At 38.0% G+C, this 17174-nt stretch carries 13 protein-coding genes and 1 riboswitch; of the genes, 11 read left to right on the top strand and 2 right to left on the bottom strand.

The genetic code is table 11. The annotated features are described in order from the left end of the window. Nucleotides 1–13: 13 nt before the first annotated feature. Nucleotides 14–1168 (bottom strand): DNA recombination protein RmuC, encoded by a 1155-nt coding sequence (locus GVV19_RS09905; protein ID WP_201288211.1) that lies wholly within the window; start codon nucleotides 1166–1168, stop codon nucleotides 14–16. Nucleotides 1169–1235: 67 nt separating this feature from the next. On the opposite strand from GVV19_RS09905, the gene GVV19_RS09900 reads away from it, so the two are divergent. From GVV19_RS09900 to GVV19_RS09870, 7 genes are all read left to right on the top strand, one after another. Next, complete coding sequence (locus GVV19_RS09900; protein ID WP_159647323.1) at nucleotides 1236–2132, top strand: patatin-like phospholipase family protein; 897 nt, start codon at nucleotides 1236–1238, stop codon at nucleotides 2130–2132. A gap of 6 nt (nucleotides 2133–2138) precedes the next feature. Further along, the gene (locus GVV19_RS09895) at nucleotides 2139–2945 is read left to right on the top strand and encodes an aldo/keto reductase (RefSeq protein ID WP_159639795.1); all 807 of its coding nucleotides are present in this window, start codon (nucleotides 2139–2141) and stop codon (nucleotides 2943–2945) included. Between the two features lie 241 nt (nucleotides 2946–3186). Next, a complete protein-coding gene (locus tag GVV19_RS09890) occupies nucleotides 3187–5019 on the top strand; it encodes a heavy metal translocating P-type ATPase (protein ID WP_159647321.1) in 1833 nt (610 codons plus the stop codon). A gap of 213 nt (nucleotides 5020–5232) precedes the next feature. Continuing rightward, nucleotides 5233–6276, top strand: a complete 1044-nt coding sequence (locus GVV19_RS09885) for an AEC family transporter (protein WP_159634610.1) — start codon at nucleotides 5233–5235, stop codon at nucleotides 6274–6276. An 18-nt stretch (nucleotides 6277–6294) separates the two neighbouring features. Further along, complete coding sequence (locus tag GVV19_RS09880; RefSeq protein ID WP_159634607.1) at nucleotides 6295–7287, top strand: 2-hydroxyacid dehydrogenase; 993 nt, start codon at nucleotides 6295–6297, stop codon at nucleotides 7285–7287. A gap of 117 nt (nucleotides 7288–7404) precedes the next feature. Further along, nucleotides 7405–7818 carry a GNAT family N-acetyltransferase gene (locus tag GVV19_RS09875; RefSeq protein WP_159634604.1) on the top strand — a complete coding sequence of 138 codons (414 nt, stop codon included), beginning with the start codon at nucleotides 7405–7407 and terminating at the stop codon, nucleotides 7816–7818. 68 nt (nucleotides 7819–7886) lie between these two features. After that, a riboswitch (purine riboswitch) is annotated at nucleotides 7887–7989 on the top strand. Between the two features lie 65 nt (nucleotides 7990–8054). Further along, a complete protein-coding gene (locus tag GVV19_RS09870) occupies nucleotides 8055–9416 on the top strand; it encodes an NCS2 family permease (protein ID WP_159647319.1) in 1362 nt (453 codons plus the stop codon). A gap of 131 nt (nucleotides 9417–9547) precedes the next feature. Here GVV19_RS09870 and GVV19_RS09865 read toward each other — a convergent pair whose 3' ends face one another. Further along, nucleotides 9548–10762 (bottom strand): amidohydrolase, encoded by a 1215-nt coding sequence (locus GVV19_RS09865; protein WP_159647317.1) that lies wholly within the window; start codon nucleotides 10760–10762, stop codon nucleotides 9548–9550. Between the two features lie 195 nt (nucleotides 10763–10957). On the opposite strand from GVV19_RS09865, the gene GVV19_RS09860 reads away from it, so the two are divergent. The 4 genes from GVV19_RS09860 (at nucleotide 10958) to GVV19_RS09845 (ending at nucleotide 17004) form a co-directional block, all read left to right on the top strand. Further along, entirely contained in the window at nucleotides 10958–12259 is a 1302-nt protein-coding gene (locus GVV19_RS09860) for a class II D-tagatose-bisphosphate aldolase, non-catalytic subunit (RefSeq protein WP_159647315.1), read from the top strand. 256 nt (nucleotides 12260–12515) lie between these two features. Beyond that, nucleotides 12516–13547: a DUF916 and DUF3324 domain-containing protein gene (locus tag GVV19_RS09855; RefSeq protein WP_159647313.1), complete on the top strand. Its 1032-nt coding sequence runs from the start codon at nucleotides 12516–12518 to the stop codon at nucleotides 13545–13547. Nucleotides 13548–13572: 25 nt separating this feature from the next. Then, nucleotides 13573–16176: a hypothetical protein gene (locus GVV19_RS09850; protein ID WP_159647311.1), complete on the top strand. Its 2604-nt coding sequence runs from the start codon at nucleotides 13573–13575 to the stop codon at nucleotides 16174–16176. Nucleotides 16177–16317: 141 nt separating this feature from the next. After that, the gene (locus GVV19_RS09845) at nucleotides 16318–17004 is read left to right on the top strand and encodes a WxL domain-containing protein (protein WP_159639781.1); all 687 of its coding nucleotides are present in this window, start codon (nucleotides 16318–16320) and stop codon (nucleotides 17002–17004) included. Nucleotides 17005–17174: the final 170 nt, after the last annotated feature.

Genomic DNA, 17174 nt, shown 5'->3' with positions numbered 1-17174 from the left:
TTTTTTTTTTTTACTATTCGTTGGAAATTGCGTCTGTATTTTGAACATCCACATTGGAAATATCATCAAAACGTTTGGTGATTTTTTCGGTGGTAATGTCAAGTTGTTTGAAGTCGGTATGGAGTGTATCCATATGGCGCGATAAATTATTCCAACGGCTCCGGTAACGGTCAAATTCAACGGATAGTTTGCGTAAGTGGTCATGAATTTCAGCTGCATACTTCTCGCGTTCAAGATTAATGAGAATTGTTTGAATTGTGGTTAAGGTGCTCATCAATGTTGTTGGTGACGCGAGCCAGACACGACGTTTTTGGGAATAGTCAATAATATCTTCGTGATAAGCATTGATGGTTGCAAAGATAGCCTCTGCAGGAACAAACATTATAGCTTGGTTGGATGTTTCGTTCGGGATAATATATTTGTTGGCAATCGCATCAATATGCGCCTTCACATCACTCACAAAGGTCTTGGTGGCGAGTGTTCGCGCCTCAGGGCTAAGGTTCACATCGACCATCCGGCGGTAGTTTTCTAACGGAAACTTAGAATCAATAGCAAGTGTTCCCAAAGGTTCCGGAGCAAACAAGACGGCATCAGATCGGGAACCTGTAGAGAATGTATACTGAAGTTGGTAAATTTTGTCGTTTTTCTCACCAAAGATGGAAGCGAGAATGTGGGCAAGTTGCACTTCACCAAAAGCGCCACGTGTTTTCTTATCGGTCAAAACATTTTGTAATGAAACAATTTCAAACGAAAGCGCATCAATTTTTTTCTGTGCTTCATCAATTTTGCTGAGTCGCTCAACAATATCGGTAAAGGTTTGATTTGTCTTTTTAAATCCTTCTTCAAGACTTTCAGACATACGACGATCCATCAACATTAGTCGCTTCTCAACAGACTCTTGCAGTTTATCGAATTGTGTACCCATGGTTGTTGTGGTACGGTCATGAAATTGGATTAAACTTGACGTAATGGTCCGTTCAAATTCTAAATTCCGTTGATTCAAATCATTAATTTTTATATCCAAACGGTCAGTTAGGTTATTGAAATTACGATTGAGTAGTTCCTGCTGATTGTGTGTGTTATCAGTTTTAATAAAACTGCGGATTAGAAGTAAGAGGATTCCCAACGCAATTAAAATAAGTAATACTAGTTCAAGTGTCAGTGTCATAGTTTCACATCCTTTTTGTAATTGTATCATAGAAGATACGGTATAATTAAAAGCAGAGGTGATAAACATGACAAAAATTGGAATTGCATTATCGGGTGGTGGAATCCGAGCATTCTCCCAGTTGCCGATTCTAGCGGCTCTACATCGTGAAGGTGTTGAAATTGATGCGATATCGGGAACTTCCATGGGTTCTGTTATCGCTGCATTGTATGCCAGTGGTGCAGATATTGAAACGGTTAAGGAAATCGCTTTGGAATTGGAGAAAGAAATTCAAGACAAGAAAATTATGAGTCGTCCTTCGATGAAGCTTCTGCCCTTCTCAAAAGACAAATTAGTAGGCGGTCTTGTCGATGGTCAAGACTTAGAGGATGTGCTGGATGTCTATTTAGAGAAACTGGGACTCCATATGATCCAAGATGCCAAAATCCCCCTAGCAATCAATGCCGTTGATGTTATTACAGGGCGAACGATTATGTTTGTTTCACATCCAGAGCTTTACCAAAACTCCGATCCTGAAACGATTGTGATTGACACCATTAAACTTTCGACGGCCGTACGGGCATCGTGTTCGTTCCCATTCGTGATTGCTGCGACACCGTTTGAAGAGATGATGCTGGTCGATGGTGGGGTGCGTCAGAATCTACCCCTTGTTCCGATTAAAGACTACGGTGTTGATCGAACCATTGCGATAACAATGCATTCGAACGAGCCTTTTAAAGACTTTGATTCGATGATTGGATTGGGAACTCGGGTCATGGATATTATGCGGATTGAAGCAGACCAATTAGTACAAAAACAAGCCGATGTCCATATCAACATTCCCCTTGATAAAGTTGGTATTTTTGAAATAGGTCGTGGGCAATTTACGATGATTCAAGGCGCTCGCGTGATACGATATCACATGGACGATATCCGCAAACTTACAAAAAAGGAAACGTGGTTCGATCATTTGAAAAGGAGATAAGTTATCATGCTTTATCAAACATTAAACAATGGGGTTGCTATTCCAGTTCTTGGTCTAGGAACGTATAAATTAACAGGTGACGAAGGTCTTGTAGCCATTAAGCATGCAATTCAAACAGGCTATCGCCATATCGATACTGCATCATATTATGACAATGAAACAATCATCGGAACGGCTGTTAAAGACAGTGGTATTCCACGATCAGAGTTCTTCTTGACCTCTAAAGTGTGGGAAACTGATCAAGGATATGATGCAACACTTCGAGCGTTTGAACATACACTCGAAAATCTACAAACTGATTATCTTGATTTATATCTGATTCATTGGCCCCACGCGCTATCAAAAGCAACATGGCGTGCGATGGAATACTTGTACGATCAAGGTAAAGTCAAAGCAATTGGTGTTTCTAATTTCAGTAATCACCAACTCGAAGTTTTAATGGAAGATGCGGTTGTGATGCCGATGGTAAATCAGTTGGAACGTCATCCATATATGATTCAAGCGGAAGCATATGCATATAATCATAATCAAGGAATTGTTATGGAAGCATGGCGCCCCTTACTACGAGGTGCTTTGGAAGAAGAACCCATTCTCGTTACATTATCACAAAAATATGGAAAATCAGTCTCGCAAATTGTGTTGCGCTGGCAAATTCAAACTGGATTTGTTGTTTTTCCAAAATCGGCGAATGAGCGTCGACAAGCAGAAAATTTTGATATCTTTGATTTTGAACTATCACCATCAGAGTGTGACGAAATTTCTGGGTTGCATAAAGAGAATTCACCAGCAAGTGATATTATCATTGAAAAATAGGAATCATCAGATTCCTATTTTTATTTGTTCATAATGCTGAATCAAGAATCAAACCTGTAATTCACTAATACAAAAATCAAATGTTCATACATAGTGAATCGTAAACGATGGCGTCCATGAAGCAAATACTTTGTGAAGTTGAATAATTAATGGTTCGCACTTCAAAAGCGGGAGAACGTATGATACAATCTACATATAGTGATAATCATTATCAATATCATTTGTGAGAGAAGGTATATGTATGAATTATATAAAAGAATTTTGGGATACGATTACATGTGGAATACTCCTTGTATTAGGATTTGTTACCAATAGTCCCGTATTTTTTGTATTGGCAATTGTAATCGGGGGATACAAACAAACGCTTGAAGGGATTCAAGATACGCTAGAAAATAAACATTTAAACGTTGAACTGTTGATGATTTTATCCGCATTAGGGGCCTGCTTAATCGGTTACTACTCTGAAGGTGCTGTATTAATCTTTATCTTTGCGGTATCGGGTGCTCTTGAAGCAATGACATTGGATCAAAGTAAACGCGAAATCAACTCATTGATGGCGATGCAACCAGAAACAGCCCAACAATTGCTTGAAGATGGAAGCACACGTACTGTACAAGTTGAAACACTTAACATCGGCGACAAAGTCATCGTTGCTCGTGGTGCCGGTGTTCCAATTGATGGAAAAATCATTAGTGGTGAAACTGCACTTGAAGAAGCTGCAATTACGGGTGAATCAGTTCCACGTAATAAAACAATCGGAGATCGTGTCTTTGGTGGAACGTTGAATGTGTCAAGTCCAATTACCATAGAAGTAGACGAAGAACCCGGAAATACGATGCTTCAGAAAATCGTCAAAATGGTTGATGATGCTCAAAATTATCCGTCAAAAACAGCACGATTTATCGATAAAATTGAAAGCTATTATGCAGCAGGAGTTTTAGTTGTTGTTGCATTGTTTATTGCGATTCCGACATTGTTGATGAATGTACCGTTTGAAGCAGCCTTCTATCGAGGCATGATTTTACTTGTAGTTGCTTCACCGTGTGCATTAATTGCTTCCGTAACACCAGCAACTTTGGCAGCAATATCTAACGGTGCCAAACATGGTATTTTAGTTAAAGGTGGTATTCATTTTGAAAACCTTATGGACTTAAAAGCAATTGCTTTTGATAAGACAGGAACCTTAACGGAAGGCGAGATGCGTGTAACTGATGTCTATCTAAACGATGAAACACTTCGCGGCATTGTTGTTGCATTAGAGCGCCATTCGACTCACCCACTTGCACAGGCTATAGTTAAAGAAATGCACACTGGTGCTGTTGCTGTTCAAGATATCGAAGAACTTCCGGGTTTTGGTGTGCGTGGATTGTATCAAGGCAAACTGTATAAAGTTGGACGGAATGAATCATCACAAGCTCTTAGCGAACCAATGATCGCCTTAGAAGCTGCTTGGATGGCAGAAGGGAAAACACTGGTCTACATTCAAGAGGAAGAAACAATTGTTGGTATTATTGGCTTAATTGATACGTTACGTCCCGATGCGATCGCTTTAATTTCATGGTTAAACGAACAAAACATCCAAACCGTTATGATTACCGGTGATAACCAAGAAACGGCAAACAAAATAGCCGAAGCAGTAGGTGTCCAACACGTGATTGCACGAACACTTCCAAATCAAAAAGCAGATATTATTAACAATTTAATTGAAGAATATGGTGATGTTGCGATGGTAGGGGATGGCATTAACGATGCACCCGCACTTGCGAATGCAACCATTGGAATTGCCATGGGAGGCGGAACAGACATTGCGATTGAAGCAGCGGACATCATTCTCGTTCACAATAATATCGAGAATATTCGTTACGCATATACCTTGTCTCAACGACTCCGTCGAATTGTAATTCAAAATATTGTTTTCTCGTTCAGTGTAATCCTACTCCTTGTGTCTGCTAACTTTATGGGCGATATTTCATTGCCACTTGGAGTTGTTGGTCATGAAGGAAGTACAATTCTTGTTATTCTCAACAGCCTTCGCTTGTTGAAACCATTAGTGATGAAAGATACTGTAAAATAGTATCTTTTTTTGTAAAGGGTTGCACTTGTTATCTTAGTTAAATATTTCACATATTATATAATATGGATACCACTCATGCACTAAAAATGACATAAAATGATAAAAACCGATAAAACACCCTATATATATGCATATTTATCTCTTATGATTAATATCTCGAAGCACTTCGAAGCGGAACTTGAAGTGAGATGAGAACAATGGAGGAAATAGAATATGGAAATTATGAAACAGGTCCTTTCGGATCAAGCATTTCTAGGGGCGATTTTTTCAACAATTTCAATTATCCTTTTAGGATACTACTTGAAAAAATCAAATAAAGTTACAGACCAAGCGTCTAAAGCATTAACAGCAGTCTTGCTGAATGTTGCGTTACCAGCGTTAGCATTCCAAGCATTTATGACTGAAATTAAACCTGAGACATTTACAGTCGGACTCAATACATTTATCTTCGGCTTTGTCGCTTACGTAATCTTAATCATCATCACATTTGGCTACATGTTTATTTATAAAGGGGATAAACTTGACGCTATTCGTGGAATCACAATTTTTGGATCAACAACATTCTTCGGAATTCCTATTATTTCAGCATTCTTAGGTACAGAAGGAACACTTTATGCAAACTTATTTAATATTGCTTACCGTGTCTTCTTATACTCATATGGATTTATTCTCTTCTCTGGCTTAAAACTCGAAAAGAAAAACTTAAAACAAATCATCTTGAACCCAATCATTCTTGCAACATTTATTGGATTTGCAATTTGGATGTTCCAAGGTAGCTTACCTCAAGTAACAATTGGTACTGGTGATAAAGCATGGACTGGTGCATTCTTACGTTTAGATAAAACATTACCATGGTTCATGAAATCAGTCGGTTACTTAGCATCACTATCATCACCATTAGCATGGTTAGCAATCGGGATGACACTTGCAAAAATTTCATTAAAAGATGCTGTGAAAGACAAAGCAGTTTGGATTTATTCAGCAGTAAAACTTGTCATTATTCCAGCAATCCTATTAGTCATGATGATCATCTTCAAGAAAATCGGATTCTTACCATTAGACTCTGTTGCAATTACAGGAATTATCATTATGTTAGCAACACCACCAGCAACTGTCTGTGTTAGCTACGCAATCAACTTTGATAAAGAAGCACTCTTTGCATCGAATGCATCATTAGTTGCTACCGTCTTATCAATCGTTGCTATTATTGTTTGGTTAATTATCTTAACAGCTCTTGGTACAGCAGGTATTATTTAATTTTGAAAGGATAAAATTATGAAACTCTTATGTTATGGGGTACGCCCAGTAGAAAAACCATTCTTTGAATCATTGAATGAAAAATTTGGTTATGACTTAGTTCTAACTGAAGCAATGTTAAACGATGAATCTGTTCACCTTGCAGAAGGTTGTGATGCAGTTATGCTTCGTGGAAATTGCCCGGGAAATCGTAAAAATTTAGAAATCTATAAAAACTATGGCGTTAAATATGTCTTAACACGTACAGTTGGATACAACCATGTTGATTTAGAAGCAGCAAAAGAGTTCGGATTGAAAGTTGCTTATGTACCTTTCTATTCACCCAATGCGATTGCTGAACTTGCATTAACCATGGCATTGACACTTGCACGCCATACATCTTATACAACAAACAATACTCAACAAGGAAACTTCAAAATTGATGACTTCATGTTTAGTAAAGAAATCCGTAAATCAACTGTTGGAATTATCGGACTTGGTAAAATTGGATTTACAGCAGCAACAATCTTCAAAGGTGTTGGTGCAAACGTTATTGGATATGATGTTGTGGAAAAAGATTACTTAGGCGATACATGTACACAAGTTGATCTTGAAACACTTCTTAAAGAATCTGATATCATCTCAATGCATATGCCTTACTTTAAAGGTTCAAATGACGAATTCTTAAATGCAGACTTAATTTCTAAAATGAAAGATGGCGTTATCTTAATCAACACTTCCCGTGGTGAACTCCAAGATATAGATGCAATTTTAGATGCTGTCGAATCAGGAAAAGTTCAAGCATTTGGTACAGATGTCCTCGCAAACGAAACAGCTTACTTTAATAAAGACTTACGTGGAACTGACGTTGATGCGTTGATGACACGTATCATGAACTTATACCCACGTGTACTTGTAACACCACATGTTGGATCATATACAGATGAAGCCGTCAGCAATATGGTTGAATACTCATATGAAAACTTACAAGAGTTTATCAATACCGGAACATCAAAAAACGAATTAGCGTAATGAAAGGAGAGCGAATGCTCTCTTTTTTGATGTATAAAAATTCATGTGAAATATATGCGTAAATCATGGAAATTAATGAAAAGATTGCCTACAATAGTTATATAAGGGGTGGTTACTATGATTAAATCTATAGACTATGATACAAATTCAGCACTGCTAAATGTCCTTCTTGATGAGCACAATGCCGCATTGTCAGTTTTTCCATCACAAAAACAGGAAGCTCTCTCAAATGTATATTCAATCGACAACGAATACATCGGTGGTATTACTGGAAAAATTTTCTATCAACGCCTCAAAATAAGTATGTTAGCGGTTAAGGAAGGGTATCGTGGTCAGGGTATAGGCTCAAAATTAGTGAAATCGGCGATTGATTATGCGAAAGCACATAACTGTAAATCTGTTACAGTTTCAACATTGAACTTCCAAGGTCCTGAATTCTACGAGAAACTTGGGTTCAAACAATATGCGGTTCTTGAAAATGTTCCTGCCGTCGGAATCACAACACACTTTTACATTTTATATCTCGACTAAACTGCTTCGGCAGTTTTTTTAGTCATTCTCAAAGGTTCACTTGACAATCAATAGTTGTGTTCATATACTGTAAGTGTATTAATTAGCCGAATTTAATACCCGAAATATGGTCGGGTAGTCTCTACCGATACACCGTAAATGTATCGACAATCGTGGTGAAAACTCTCAAGATCGTTTTCTCCCGATCTTTTTTATTTGGTTTTTTAATCATTTGAGACGAAAGGGAGAAAGAATAAATGGAAAAATTCTTTAAACTCAAAGAAAATAATACAACCGTAGGTACAGAAGTATTAGCAGGGATTACAACCTTCTTTACGATGGCCTACATTTTATTTGTAAACCCACAGATCTTATCCGAAGCGGGATTACCGATCAACGGAGTTTACATTGCAACGATACTTGCAGCAATTACAGGGACCATGGTTATGGGGTTATTTGCAAACGTACCGTATGCACAAGCACCAGGTATGGGACTTAATGCATTCTTCACCTATACTGTTGTTATTATCGGGGGGTTCACACCTTACGAAGCATTAGCACTTGTATTTGTATGTGGTGTCATTAATATCTTGATTACTGTCACCCGTATTCGTAAACACATCATTAAAGCAATTCCAGAAACATTGCAACAAGCAATCGGTGCTGGTATTGGATTGTTCATTGCTTATATTGGCCTTTTGAACATTAACTTTGTAAACTTTACAGCTGGCGTTCCGGCACTCTCGAATTTCAGTGACCCAAGCATCTTGTTGGCATTAATTGGATTGGTCTTGATCCTTGTCTTAATGCTTCGCAAAGTTAAAGGCGCAATGCTTATTGGAATCGTACTTACAACATTAATTGGTATCCCAATGGGAGTTGTTAATCTTGGTGGCGCAGCGCAAACTGTGAGCTTTGGAGAAATCTTCACAGAGTTTGGCAGTATCTTTGGTAAAGCGTTGGGAAATGAAGGGATTGTAAGCCTCTTTACAAACCATAGTTTAATGACAGTATTCCCAATTGTCTTTGCATTTAGTCTTACTGATACTTTTGATACAATCGGAACTTTTATTGGTACAGGTCGTCGTTCAGGTATATTCACAGCTGAAGATGAGCGTGCACTTGAAGAAGGCAAAGGTTTTTCTTCAAAAATGGATAAAGCGATGTTTGCTGATGCCATCGCAACATCAGTTGGGGCTATCTTTGGTACCTCAAATACTACAACCTTTGTAGAAAGTTCTGCTGGAATTGAAGCGGGTGGACGTACTGGTCTAACATCAGTTGTTACTGCTATATGTTTTGGACTCAGTATTTTCCTTGCACCCGTTGTTTCGTTAATACCTGCTGCTGCGACTGCACCAGCATTGATTGTTGTCGGAATCTTAATGAGTGCTTCGTTTGGGGACGTTCAATGGAGTGATTTCGAAACGGCAGTGCCTGCATTCTTTACAGTTGTCATGACGGTCCTTACATACAGTATTTCAAATGGTTTAGCATTTGGATTTATGGCTTATATTATTGTTGAAGTAGCGAAAGGTCGAGCACGTAATGTCCATCCAATTGTCTACATCTCAACTGCGCTATTCATGATGAACTTTATTCTAGAGGCATTAAAATAATATTCTTTTGTTGCTAGCATGTCTTAATTCCTTATAAAAACATAAACCTCTAATGGTGCCACATTAGAGGTTTTTTTATTATTAAAAATGACAATAAAAAAGTATCCGTAGATACTCTTTGGATGAGGGTATTATTTCTCGAAATGATGCGTCATAAGGGTTCCTTTGAACATCAATACACGATCTTGAGGAATCCGTGCGATAGCGTGTGCCGAAGATTCAGCTTTGATAAAGAGAATATTTGCGCAATCACCAATCTTAGGCCAAAGCATCTCACCAGAAGGCGAGAGCGGTGTTTTCCCTTTTGTTACAAGCCCTAATGATTGAGACAGTGCGATTTCATCAGTGAGATTAAAACGCTCAGCAGCACGGCTTGCACGCTGAATAAGATCACCGGTTCCAAAGGGACTCCAATGATCGTTGATATTATCGTTAATAACATGAACCCGAACTCCAGCATTTTGAAGTGTCGGAATATGTGGCGCTGAAGTATCAATCGGAACAGTAGTGTTAATTGCTATGTCTAATGTCGCCAACCGTTGTGCCAGTGTTGCAACTATTTCTAGAGGAACATCACCCAATGCGTAGGCATGACTAACTTGAACACGTCCTGCTAAGCCATATTTTTCGGTAAAATCTGCAATTTTTTCGATTTCGAAAATACCGAGTGTGCCGTGATCGTGTAGATGGATGTCAATCTCTTTATTATATGTTTGTGCAAGGTCAAACAATACCTGTAACGATGCATCAATATCACGATCAATTGTAGCAGGGTCGAGACCGCCAATTACATTAACACCGGGCTCTTGCATGGCTTGTGTTAACCATTTGTCATTTTCAGTTGCAAGTGTACCGTGTTGGGGGAAAGCGACAAGTTCATAGTCCAAACGGTCAGCATTGTTTTCTAATACTTCGCGAATGCACTGCAGGTTTTGCAGTCCAATGACTGGATCTACGTTGACTTGAACCCGAAGAAACGTTGCACCATAACCACCAAAAAGATCAATTAAAGCTTGTGCTCGTTGAGGCGTATCTACCAAAAAAGATTCCAAGAAGGCTTCTTCTTCACGGATTCGGTCTGCGACTGAATACATGGGAACCACTGCTTGCCATGGACCACCAAGATGACCTTTATCTAAGTGAATATGATTGTCTACAAGACTGGGAATTGCGAGATATCCCTGTGCATCTACAACATCCGTTGCATCATCTGGCAAGTAATCAGAAATGACAGCAATTTTTCCATTCTCAATTCCCAAGACACTGAGTGTTGTCTTAGTTTTGTAACCGAGGGAAGCATGCTTAACATAGCCTTTTTCCAGTAAAACATTTTTAATCCATAACATAGTATCACTCCATTTCTAACTTATTTATATCATGTCACTGAATTAAATGCATTATCCGAAATAGTAAAAAAGATTCACGCTTTTGAATTTTTAATGACAAAATCGCATTTTATGTCGAAAAATGCAACAACCCTATTATTTACCACAACATAGTGCAAATTGAACTGTGCTAAAATTAAAGTACGAGGTGAAAGTATGAAAAAAAATCCATTGTTTTTATTAAGCAATAAACGCCCAGTTGGGGTTTATTCAGCATGTACAGCGAGTGATCTTGTACTTGAAGCTACATTAGAATTCGCAGAAGAACACAACTCATCAGTAGTTATTGAAGCAACAGCGAACCAAGTTAACCAATTTGGTGGATATACAGGCATGAAACCTGCAGATTACCGTGAATTTGTTTACGGTTTAGCGGACAAAGTAGGTTATGACAAGTCACGTATTATCTTAGGTGGAGACCACTTAGGTCCTCTAACATGGACAGACTTAAACGAAGACGAAGCAATGAAAAATGCAGTTGAACTTGTTTATGACTATGTTCGTGCAGGATTCACAAAAATCCACTTGGATACATCAATGCGTGTTGCGGATGATAGCACAACTGAAATGTTATCAAATGAAACGATTGCGCGTCGTTCTGCAATCATGGCTAAAGCATCATTAGAAGCTTATGATGAACTCTTAAAAGAAAACCCAGATGCAATCTTCCCAGCATTCATTATTGGTAGTGAAGTTCCAATCCCAGGAGGAGCTCAAGAAAAAGAAGAAACATTAGCAGTTACAAGCCCAGAAGACTTTAAAGAGACATACCGTGTCTTTAAAGAGACATTTACAGAATATGGTGTTGAAAAAGTATTTGATGCTGTAATTGGTATTGTTGTTCAACCTGGAGTTGAGTTTGGAGATGAAGACCTCTTCCAATATAACCGCGAAAATGCCAAAGTCTTAACTGCAACATTACGTGATGAGTTTGATAACTTTGTATTCGAAGGACACTCAACAGATTACCAAACACCAGAACACTTACGTGAAATGGTTGAAGATGGAATTGCAATCCTCAAAGTAGGACCAGCATTGACATTTGCTTTACGTGAAGCGTTATTTGCCCTTTCACACATTGAAGATCAAATTACAACAGACCCTTCACGTTTCATTGATGTTCTTGAAGAAACGATGTTAGCAAGCCCAGGAAACTGGCAAAAACACTACCACGGAACAGACGCTGAACTTGCAATCAAACGTAAATATAGCTACTCAGACCGTGCACGTTACTACTTGCCAACACCAGCAGTTCAAGCTGCCATCAATAAACTAGTTGCAAACTTAGAAGCAACACCAATCCCAATGACATTGTTATCACAATACATGCCATACCAATACCGTCGTATTAAAGATGGTAAAGTATCTAACGATCCATTGTCATTGATTAAAGACTACGTTAAACTTTACTTAGATGACTACCAATTCGCAACACACGTTGATGAATTAGAAGCTTAGTATAATCAAGGACTTCCTTCGGGAAGTCCTTTTTATTTGTTTAATTCAAATAGAATGTGTTTTGTTTGGAAAATATTGAGTTGCGCTTACATAAGAAAAATATTGTCATTAATTACATAAATGCGTGCATTAATGACATCGACTACATAAAACCGTATAAATTGATATTATGTGCTTGCAATCGATTTAGTGAACGAAATATTAACATATTAAAGTTTCGTGAATGGAGAGCAATTGAAAGGTCGAGGTAACGAATATGAAAAAAAATAAAACAATAATGGCAATGATTCTAACGATGCTCATTATGGTCACCCAAATTAACATTGTACGCGCAGATGCATACGATAAATTTAGCATCAATCCAATCATTCCTGAAAATCAAATAAATCAAAATGTTGGTTATTTCGATCTCGATTTAAAACCAAACACGAAACAAACACTCACAATCGAAATTATAAATCAAGGTGATGAACCGATGAATGCGACTGTTAGTCTGGTTGATGCAACAACAAACAATAATGCTATGAAACAGTTTAGTACAGTAAAAGCGCCAGATGCTTCATTAAGCACACCACTTACAAGCTTTGCAACACTACGTGAGGAACAGATTGAAGTTGCACCTCATGCAACAGAAAATATCTACATTGACATTGACACGACAGACGTAGATTTTGAAGGAATTCGTCTGGGAGGCATTACAGTCATTGCAGATACCTTAAATAATAAGGATACATCAAACGCCTCAGGTGTTACGTTAAACAACCGGGTTGCGTATACACTTGGATTACAAACGAGAATGCACGACACACCAATTAAATCAAATTTAAATTATGTAAAGACAGATATTGATGTGATTGATTTGGATGCACATTTTGTGTCCGTTATTCAAAACGATCAACCAGTCTTGATGAATGGTGTTTCACTTCATGGAAGTATCAGTGATACAAAAACGGGAAAAGTTGTTGGTATGGTTGATAAGAAGAATGGATCTATCGCACCGAATACGAACTTTAATGTTGTATACACTGGAGATCGCCAAACGATTGATGCAGGTACTTATGCCATTGATTTAGAGATTAAACATGAGTCTGATGTATGGCACTTTAAAGATACATTTACAGTATCTGAAGATGCATCAGCGTCAATCAATGACGATGTCGTCAGTTTTGAACAAAATGCAAACATACTAACATGGATTTTACTAGGTATTATGGGCGTCATGCTCATGATTATCTTCTTCCTATTATGGAAACGCCATAATGACAAGGAGAATCAAACATCACATTGATAAATATTGAAAAAGGAGATGTCATATGAACAAAATTCTAAAACGAATTACACTTTTAGCATTGAGTGCAACTTTAGTTCTCACCCTCATATTTACAGCAGGGCAAACGACAAACATTAGTGCCGAAGAGACTAAAGTCTACACAACGACTATAAATAGTGGAGATGTGACATCTCAACCTTTAGCACCTACTGAGCCACAACCTGAGGCACCCATTACAGTTGACCAAGAAGTATCGCAAGATAGTATTGATAATGATGAAGTGACAGAACAAGCTATTCTAAATCATGAAGTGGAGACTCCTGTATCAGCGGAAATAGAAGTACTGACGCTAAAAGAAAATGAAGTAGTAGTGAACTCATTCGACGAACTTTATACATTAGTGACAAACCGTGGAAATGGAGTCTATGATACTTACTATATGAGTCAAGACTTTGTAGTGAGCAAGAGTTTGACGGTTCCTGAAGGCTATAGCTTTGTCCTTGATGGAAGAGATCCGGTAACGGGTGAATATCATAGCCTAACTGCTCGTGAAAATGACGATTTCTTTACATACGCATTTAAAGCAAAGAATGCAACGCCTACAACAATGCACTTTCGAAACATGAACATCTCAACATACAATAAATATGGATTAATGTATTCGGGTTATGACAATACAACGTTTATATATGAAAATGTTTCATTTACTGGAACAACCTTAGTACATAACTTAAAAGGTAAAGTTGTCTTAAACAACTTTACTGCAACAATGAAATCTGGTTATTCCCAGGAGTTAGCTCGTGCACTTGAGATTAACTTCTATGGTGATAATGTCATTACTGACTTCTCATCCAAGAATGGCCCTACATTTAATTCAGCTACAACAGCACTTGTCTTTGAAGAAGGCTCAAGTACAAAAATAAGTTCAGACTACCGTGCCATATACTCGAAATCAATGGATTTAAAACCAAATTCAAGTTTAGATATCGAAATTGTGACAGCATATGATGCAAGTACAGTTTCGATTATTCAAACAGGAATCTTGACGATGAAGGGTGCAAATCTGAATGTTGTCATAAACTCGTACACGCGAACATCTGCGATTGTTCTAACGGATGAAATGATTATTAGTCAGTCAAATGTCTACATAAGCAGTAACCGCTCGTGGCAAGCTTTGACAGCCAAAAATCGTATCGAAATTGTCGATGGTTCGACGGTTACAATTGAAGCCGATTACACATCTCCTGATGTTATCGATCAAACTTCAGAATCAACACCATACTCTCAAGGTCTTGTCATTGACAACTCAACAGTCAACCTTAATATTGACTACGCATATGCTGGTATGATGAAATCCCGCAGTGATATGGTCATCAACAATTCCACAGTTAATATGCAAGCTGCAAAAATAAACCGAGAAGCCATTAGCACAATGGGAAATCTAACGATAACCAATAGTAACATTTGGGCAGATTCGAATGATTCTAGAATCGGTGCAGTCAGTGTCGCAAAAAAATTCATGATTGAAGATTCAGACATTCTGGTTGACTCAGAAGGTAATGCTGGGACCGTTTCAAAATACCATATGATTACAGCGAAAGAGTTTGAGTCCAAAAATGCAAGAGTCAATCTAATTATTGATGATAAAGAAATAATCGGCATCTTCGATGTGGAAAAGCATATAAAAATTGTGAATGATGGAACGAAACCAAGTTGGTTTATTGCTGATGGAAATCACAAAATGGCTTTATTAAATACTAAGAAAACACCAACCATTGAAGTTACGACGCAACAAATTAACTTGTGGAATGACAGTGATTCAACAACATCCGCTGATATTCGGATTTTTAACAAGGATAACAGTACGGGTACCTTAGAATTTACAGTCGGAACCGATAACAGCATAAATATCATTCGTAACACATTTGTTCCTCACGAAGGTTCAAATAAGATTGAAACAGGTATTTTTAATGGTCGTGCCACCTATGCAATGGGTCATGTTATGTTTCAAAATCATAGTGGTGATGACCAAAACATCATAGATTTCAAAACAAATCCAAATGCTGCGATCACCTTCAACTACAATGGCAACCAAGTCATTGAAGGGAATGCGGATACCAACGGCCGATACTATGCAAAACTGGATCAGCCATTAGGAGTTGATTATCATACGATAACTATCAAAGATGGACGCTTTGAAATCGTTGAGGTACTTGATTATACCATTTACGGAAGTGTTGATTTGACACACTATCCAAAGACCATTCAATTCGGTGACGTTGATATTCGAAATACTGCTGGAACACATGCACGTCACGATACAATGACGCTACGAGTCGAAGATACTCGGTATGAACGAACAGGATGGAAACTTGAAGTTCGTGCAAAACAAGAACTTACAGATACATCCGGACGTAATTCAGTCCTTCATGATAGCCTAATCTTTAAAAAGAATGCCCAACATAACGGCAATGTCATCAATAATAGACCGATTGTTGTCTATGAAACACCTGAAAATTACGATGCTGTAACCGAACTGGATTTTGCTAACGACTTAGGTGTGCTTATGCAATTGGGTGGTCCTAATGGTATTTACGCGAATACCGGATATACTGCCGAATTGGAGTGGATTTTGACATATAAGTAATGAACAAATCACTTGTGAAAAAACAATGTTTCATTACAAATACAAATCGGTTCATGACATATACCACATAAAAAAACAGATGAAAATTATAATTAACTTAGCATTAAATTATGATAGTAAAACGATAGAGGAGAAATAAATATGAAAAAGAAATTACTTATACCAGCGTTGGTTATCGCTTTAATGGTGCCAACCGCGGTCTTCGCTGATGAAAACAATGCAACAACGGCCACATCTAATGTTGGCGTTGAGTTTGTTGCTGAAACACCAACAGAGCCTGTGAAGCCAGTCGATCCTACCGATCCAACGAAACCGCTCGAACCAGGCGATGGGGGTGAAGGTACAGGGAATATTGGTCCTTTAACCATTGACTATGTACCGCAGATTTCATTCGGTGAACAAAAGTTAACACGTAAAGTGACAACGATGAATTCAACAACTCAGAAACCATTTGTACAGGTTACAGACGTTCGTGGAACAGGGCAAGGATGGAATCTTCAAGCAAGCCTTGGTGAATTTACCAATGGTACGCATGTACTTCCAAATGCCAAACTCGTGCTTGAAAATGGTGCAGTTAAAACTGGAGATACGCTCGATAAAAATGCTCCTGTCACATCAAATAAAATTGAACTCACTTCAAGTAAAGACAACAACTTTGTTGACATTATGAATGCCGATACCGATCACGGTATGGGTACCTGGATTACAACATGGCTTGCACAAGACTCAAAGTCAAATGATAAAGTTACGCTAAACCTTGATACTCGCGATGCCCGTGTTGGAAACTATAATGCCACAATTACATGGAATCTTATCCAAACACCTTAAAATTGTCAAAACAAAAGCTACAGATCATCAGTCTGTAGCTTTCTTGTGCATTTTAAAACCCCCAGATAGTCTGGGGGTTCGATTATAGCTTTAGCGATGTATTCTGTTTTAAACCTCCATTTGATAATATTTAAGTGTAGTCTGCAAACTATCTAAAATTATCAAAGGAG

It is taken from the genome of Erysipelothrix anatis (assembly GCF_009828745.1).
Classification (GTDB): domain Bacteria; phylum Bacillota_I; class Bacilli_A; order Erysipelotrichales; family Erysipelotrichaceae; genus Erysipelothrix; species Erysipelothrix anatis.
Note: the sequence above shows the minus strand (reverse complement) of the source record. Positions and strands in the feature narration are given on the sequence as shown.

Bases quoted from the DNA above. Each gene is read 5' to 3' on its own strand.
- GVV19_RS09875 (WP_159634604.1), top strand. From the start codon at position 7,405: ATGATTAAATCTATAGACTATGATACAAATTCAGCACTGCTAAATGTC.
- GVV19_RS09865 (WP_159647317.1), bottom strand. From the start codon at position 10,762: ATGTTATGGATTAAAAATGTTTTACTGGAAAAAGGCTATGTTAAGCAT.
- GVV19_RS09880 (WP_159634607.1), top strand. From the start codon at position 6,295: ATGAAACTCTTATGTTATGGGGTACGCCCAGTAGAAAAACCATTCTTT.
- GVV19_RS09885 (WP_159634610.1), top strand. From the start codon at position 5,233: ATGGAAATTATGAAACAGGTCCTTTCGGATCAAGCATTTCTAGGGGCG.
- GVV19_RS09870 (WP_159647319.1), top strand. From the start codon at position 8,055: ATGGAAAAATTCTTTAAACTCAAAGAAAATAATACAACCGTAGGTACA.
- GVV19_RS09850 (WP_159647311.1), top strand. From the start codon at position 13,573: ATGAACAAAATTCTAAAACGAATTACACTTTTAGCATTGAGTGCAACT.
- GVV19_RS09845 (WP_159639781.1), top strand. From the start codon at position 16,318: ATGAAAAAGAAATTACTTATACCAGCGTTGGTTATCGCTTTAATGGTG.
- GVV19_RS09890 (WP_159647321.1), top strand. From the start codon at position 3,187: ATGAATTATATAAAAGAATTTTGGGATACGATTACATGTGGAATACTC.
- GVV19_RS09860 (WP_159647315.1), top strand. From the start codon at position 10,958: ATGAAAAAAAATCCATTGTTTTTATTAAGCAATAAACGCCCAGTTGGG.
- GVV19_RS09895 (WP_159639795.1), top strand. From the start codon at position 2,139: ATGCTTTATCAAACATTAAACAATGGGGTTGCTATTCCAGTTCTTGGT.
- GVV19_RS09900 (WP_159647323.1), top strand. From the start codon at position 1,236: ATGACAAAAATTGGAATTGCATTATCGGGTGGTGGAATCCGAGCATTC.
- GVV19_RS09905 (WP_201288211.1), bottom strand. From the start codon at position 1,168: ATGACACTGACACTTGAACTAGTATTACTTATTTTAATTGCGTTGGGA.
- GVV19_RS09855 (WP_159647313.1), top strand. From the start codon at position 12,516: ATGAAAAAAAATAAAACAATAATGGCAATGATTCTAACGATGCTCATT.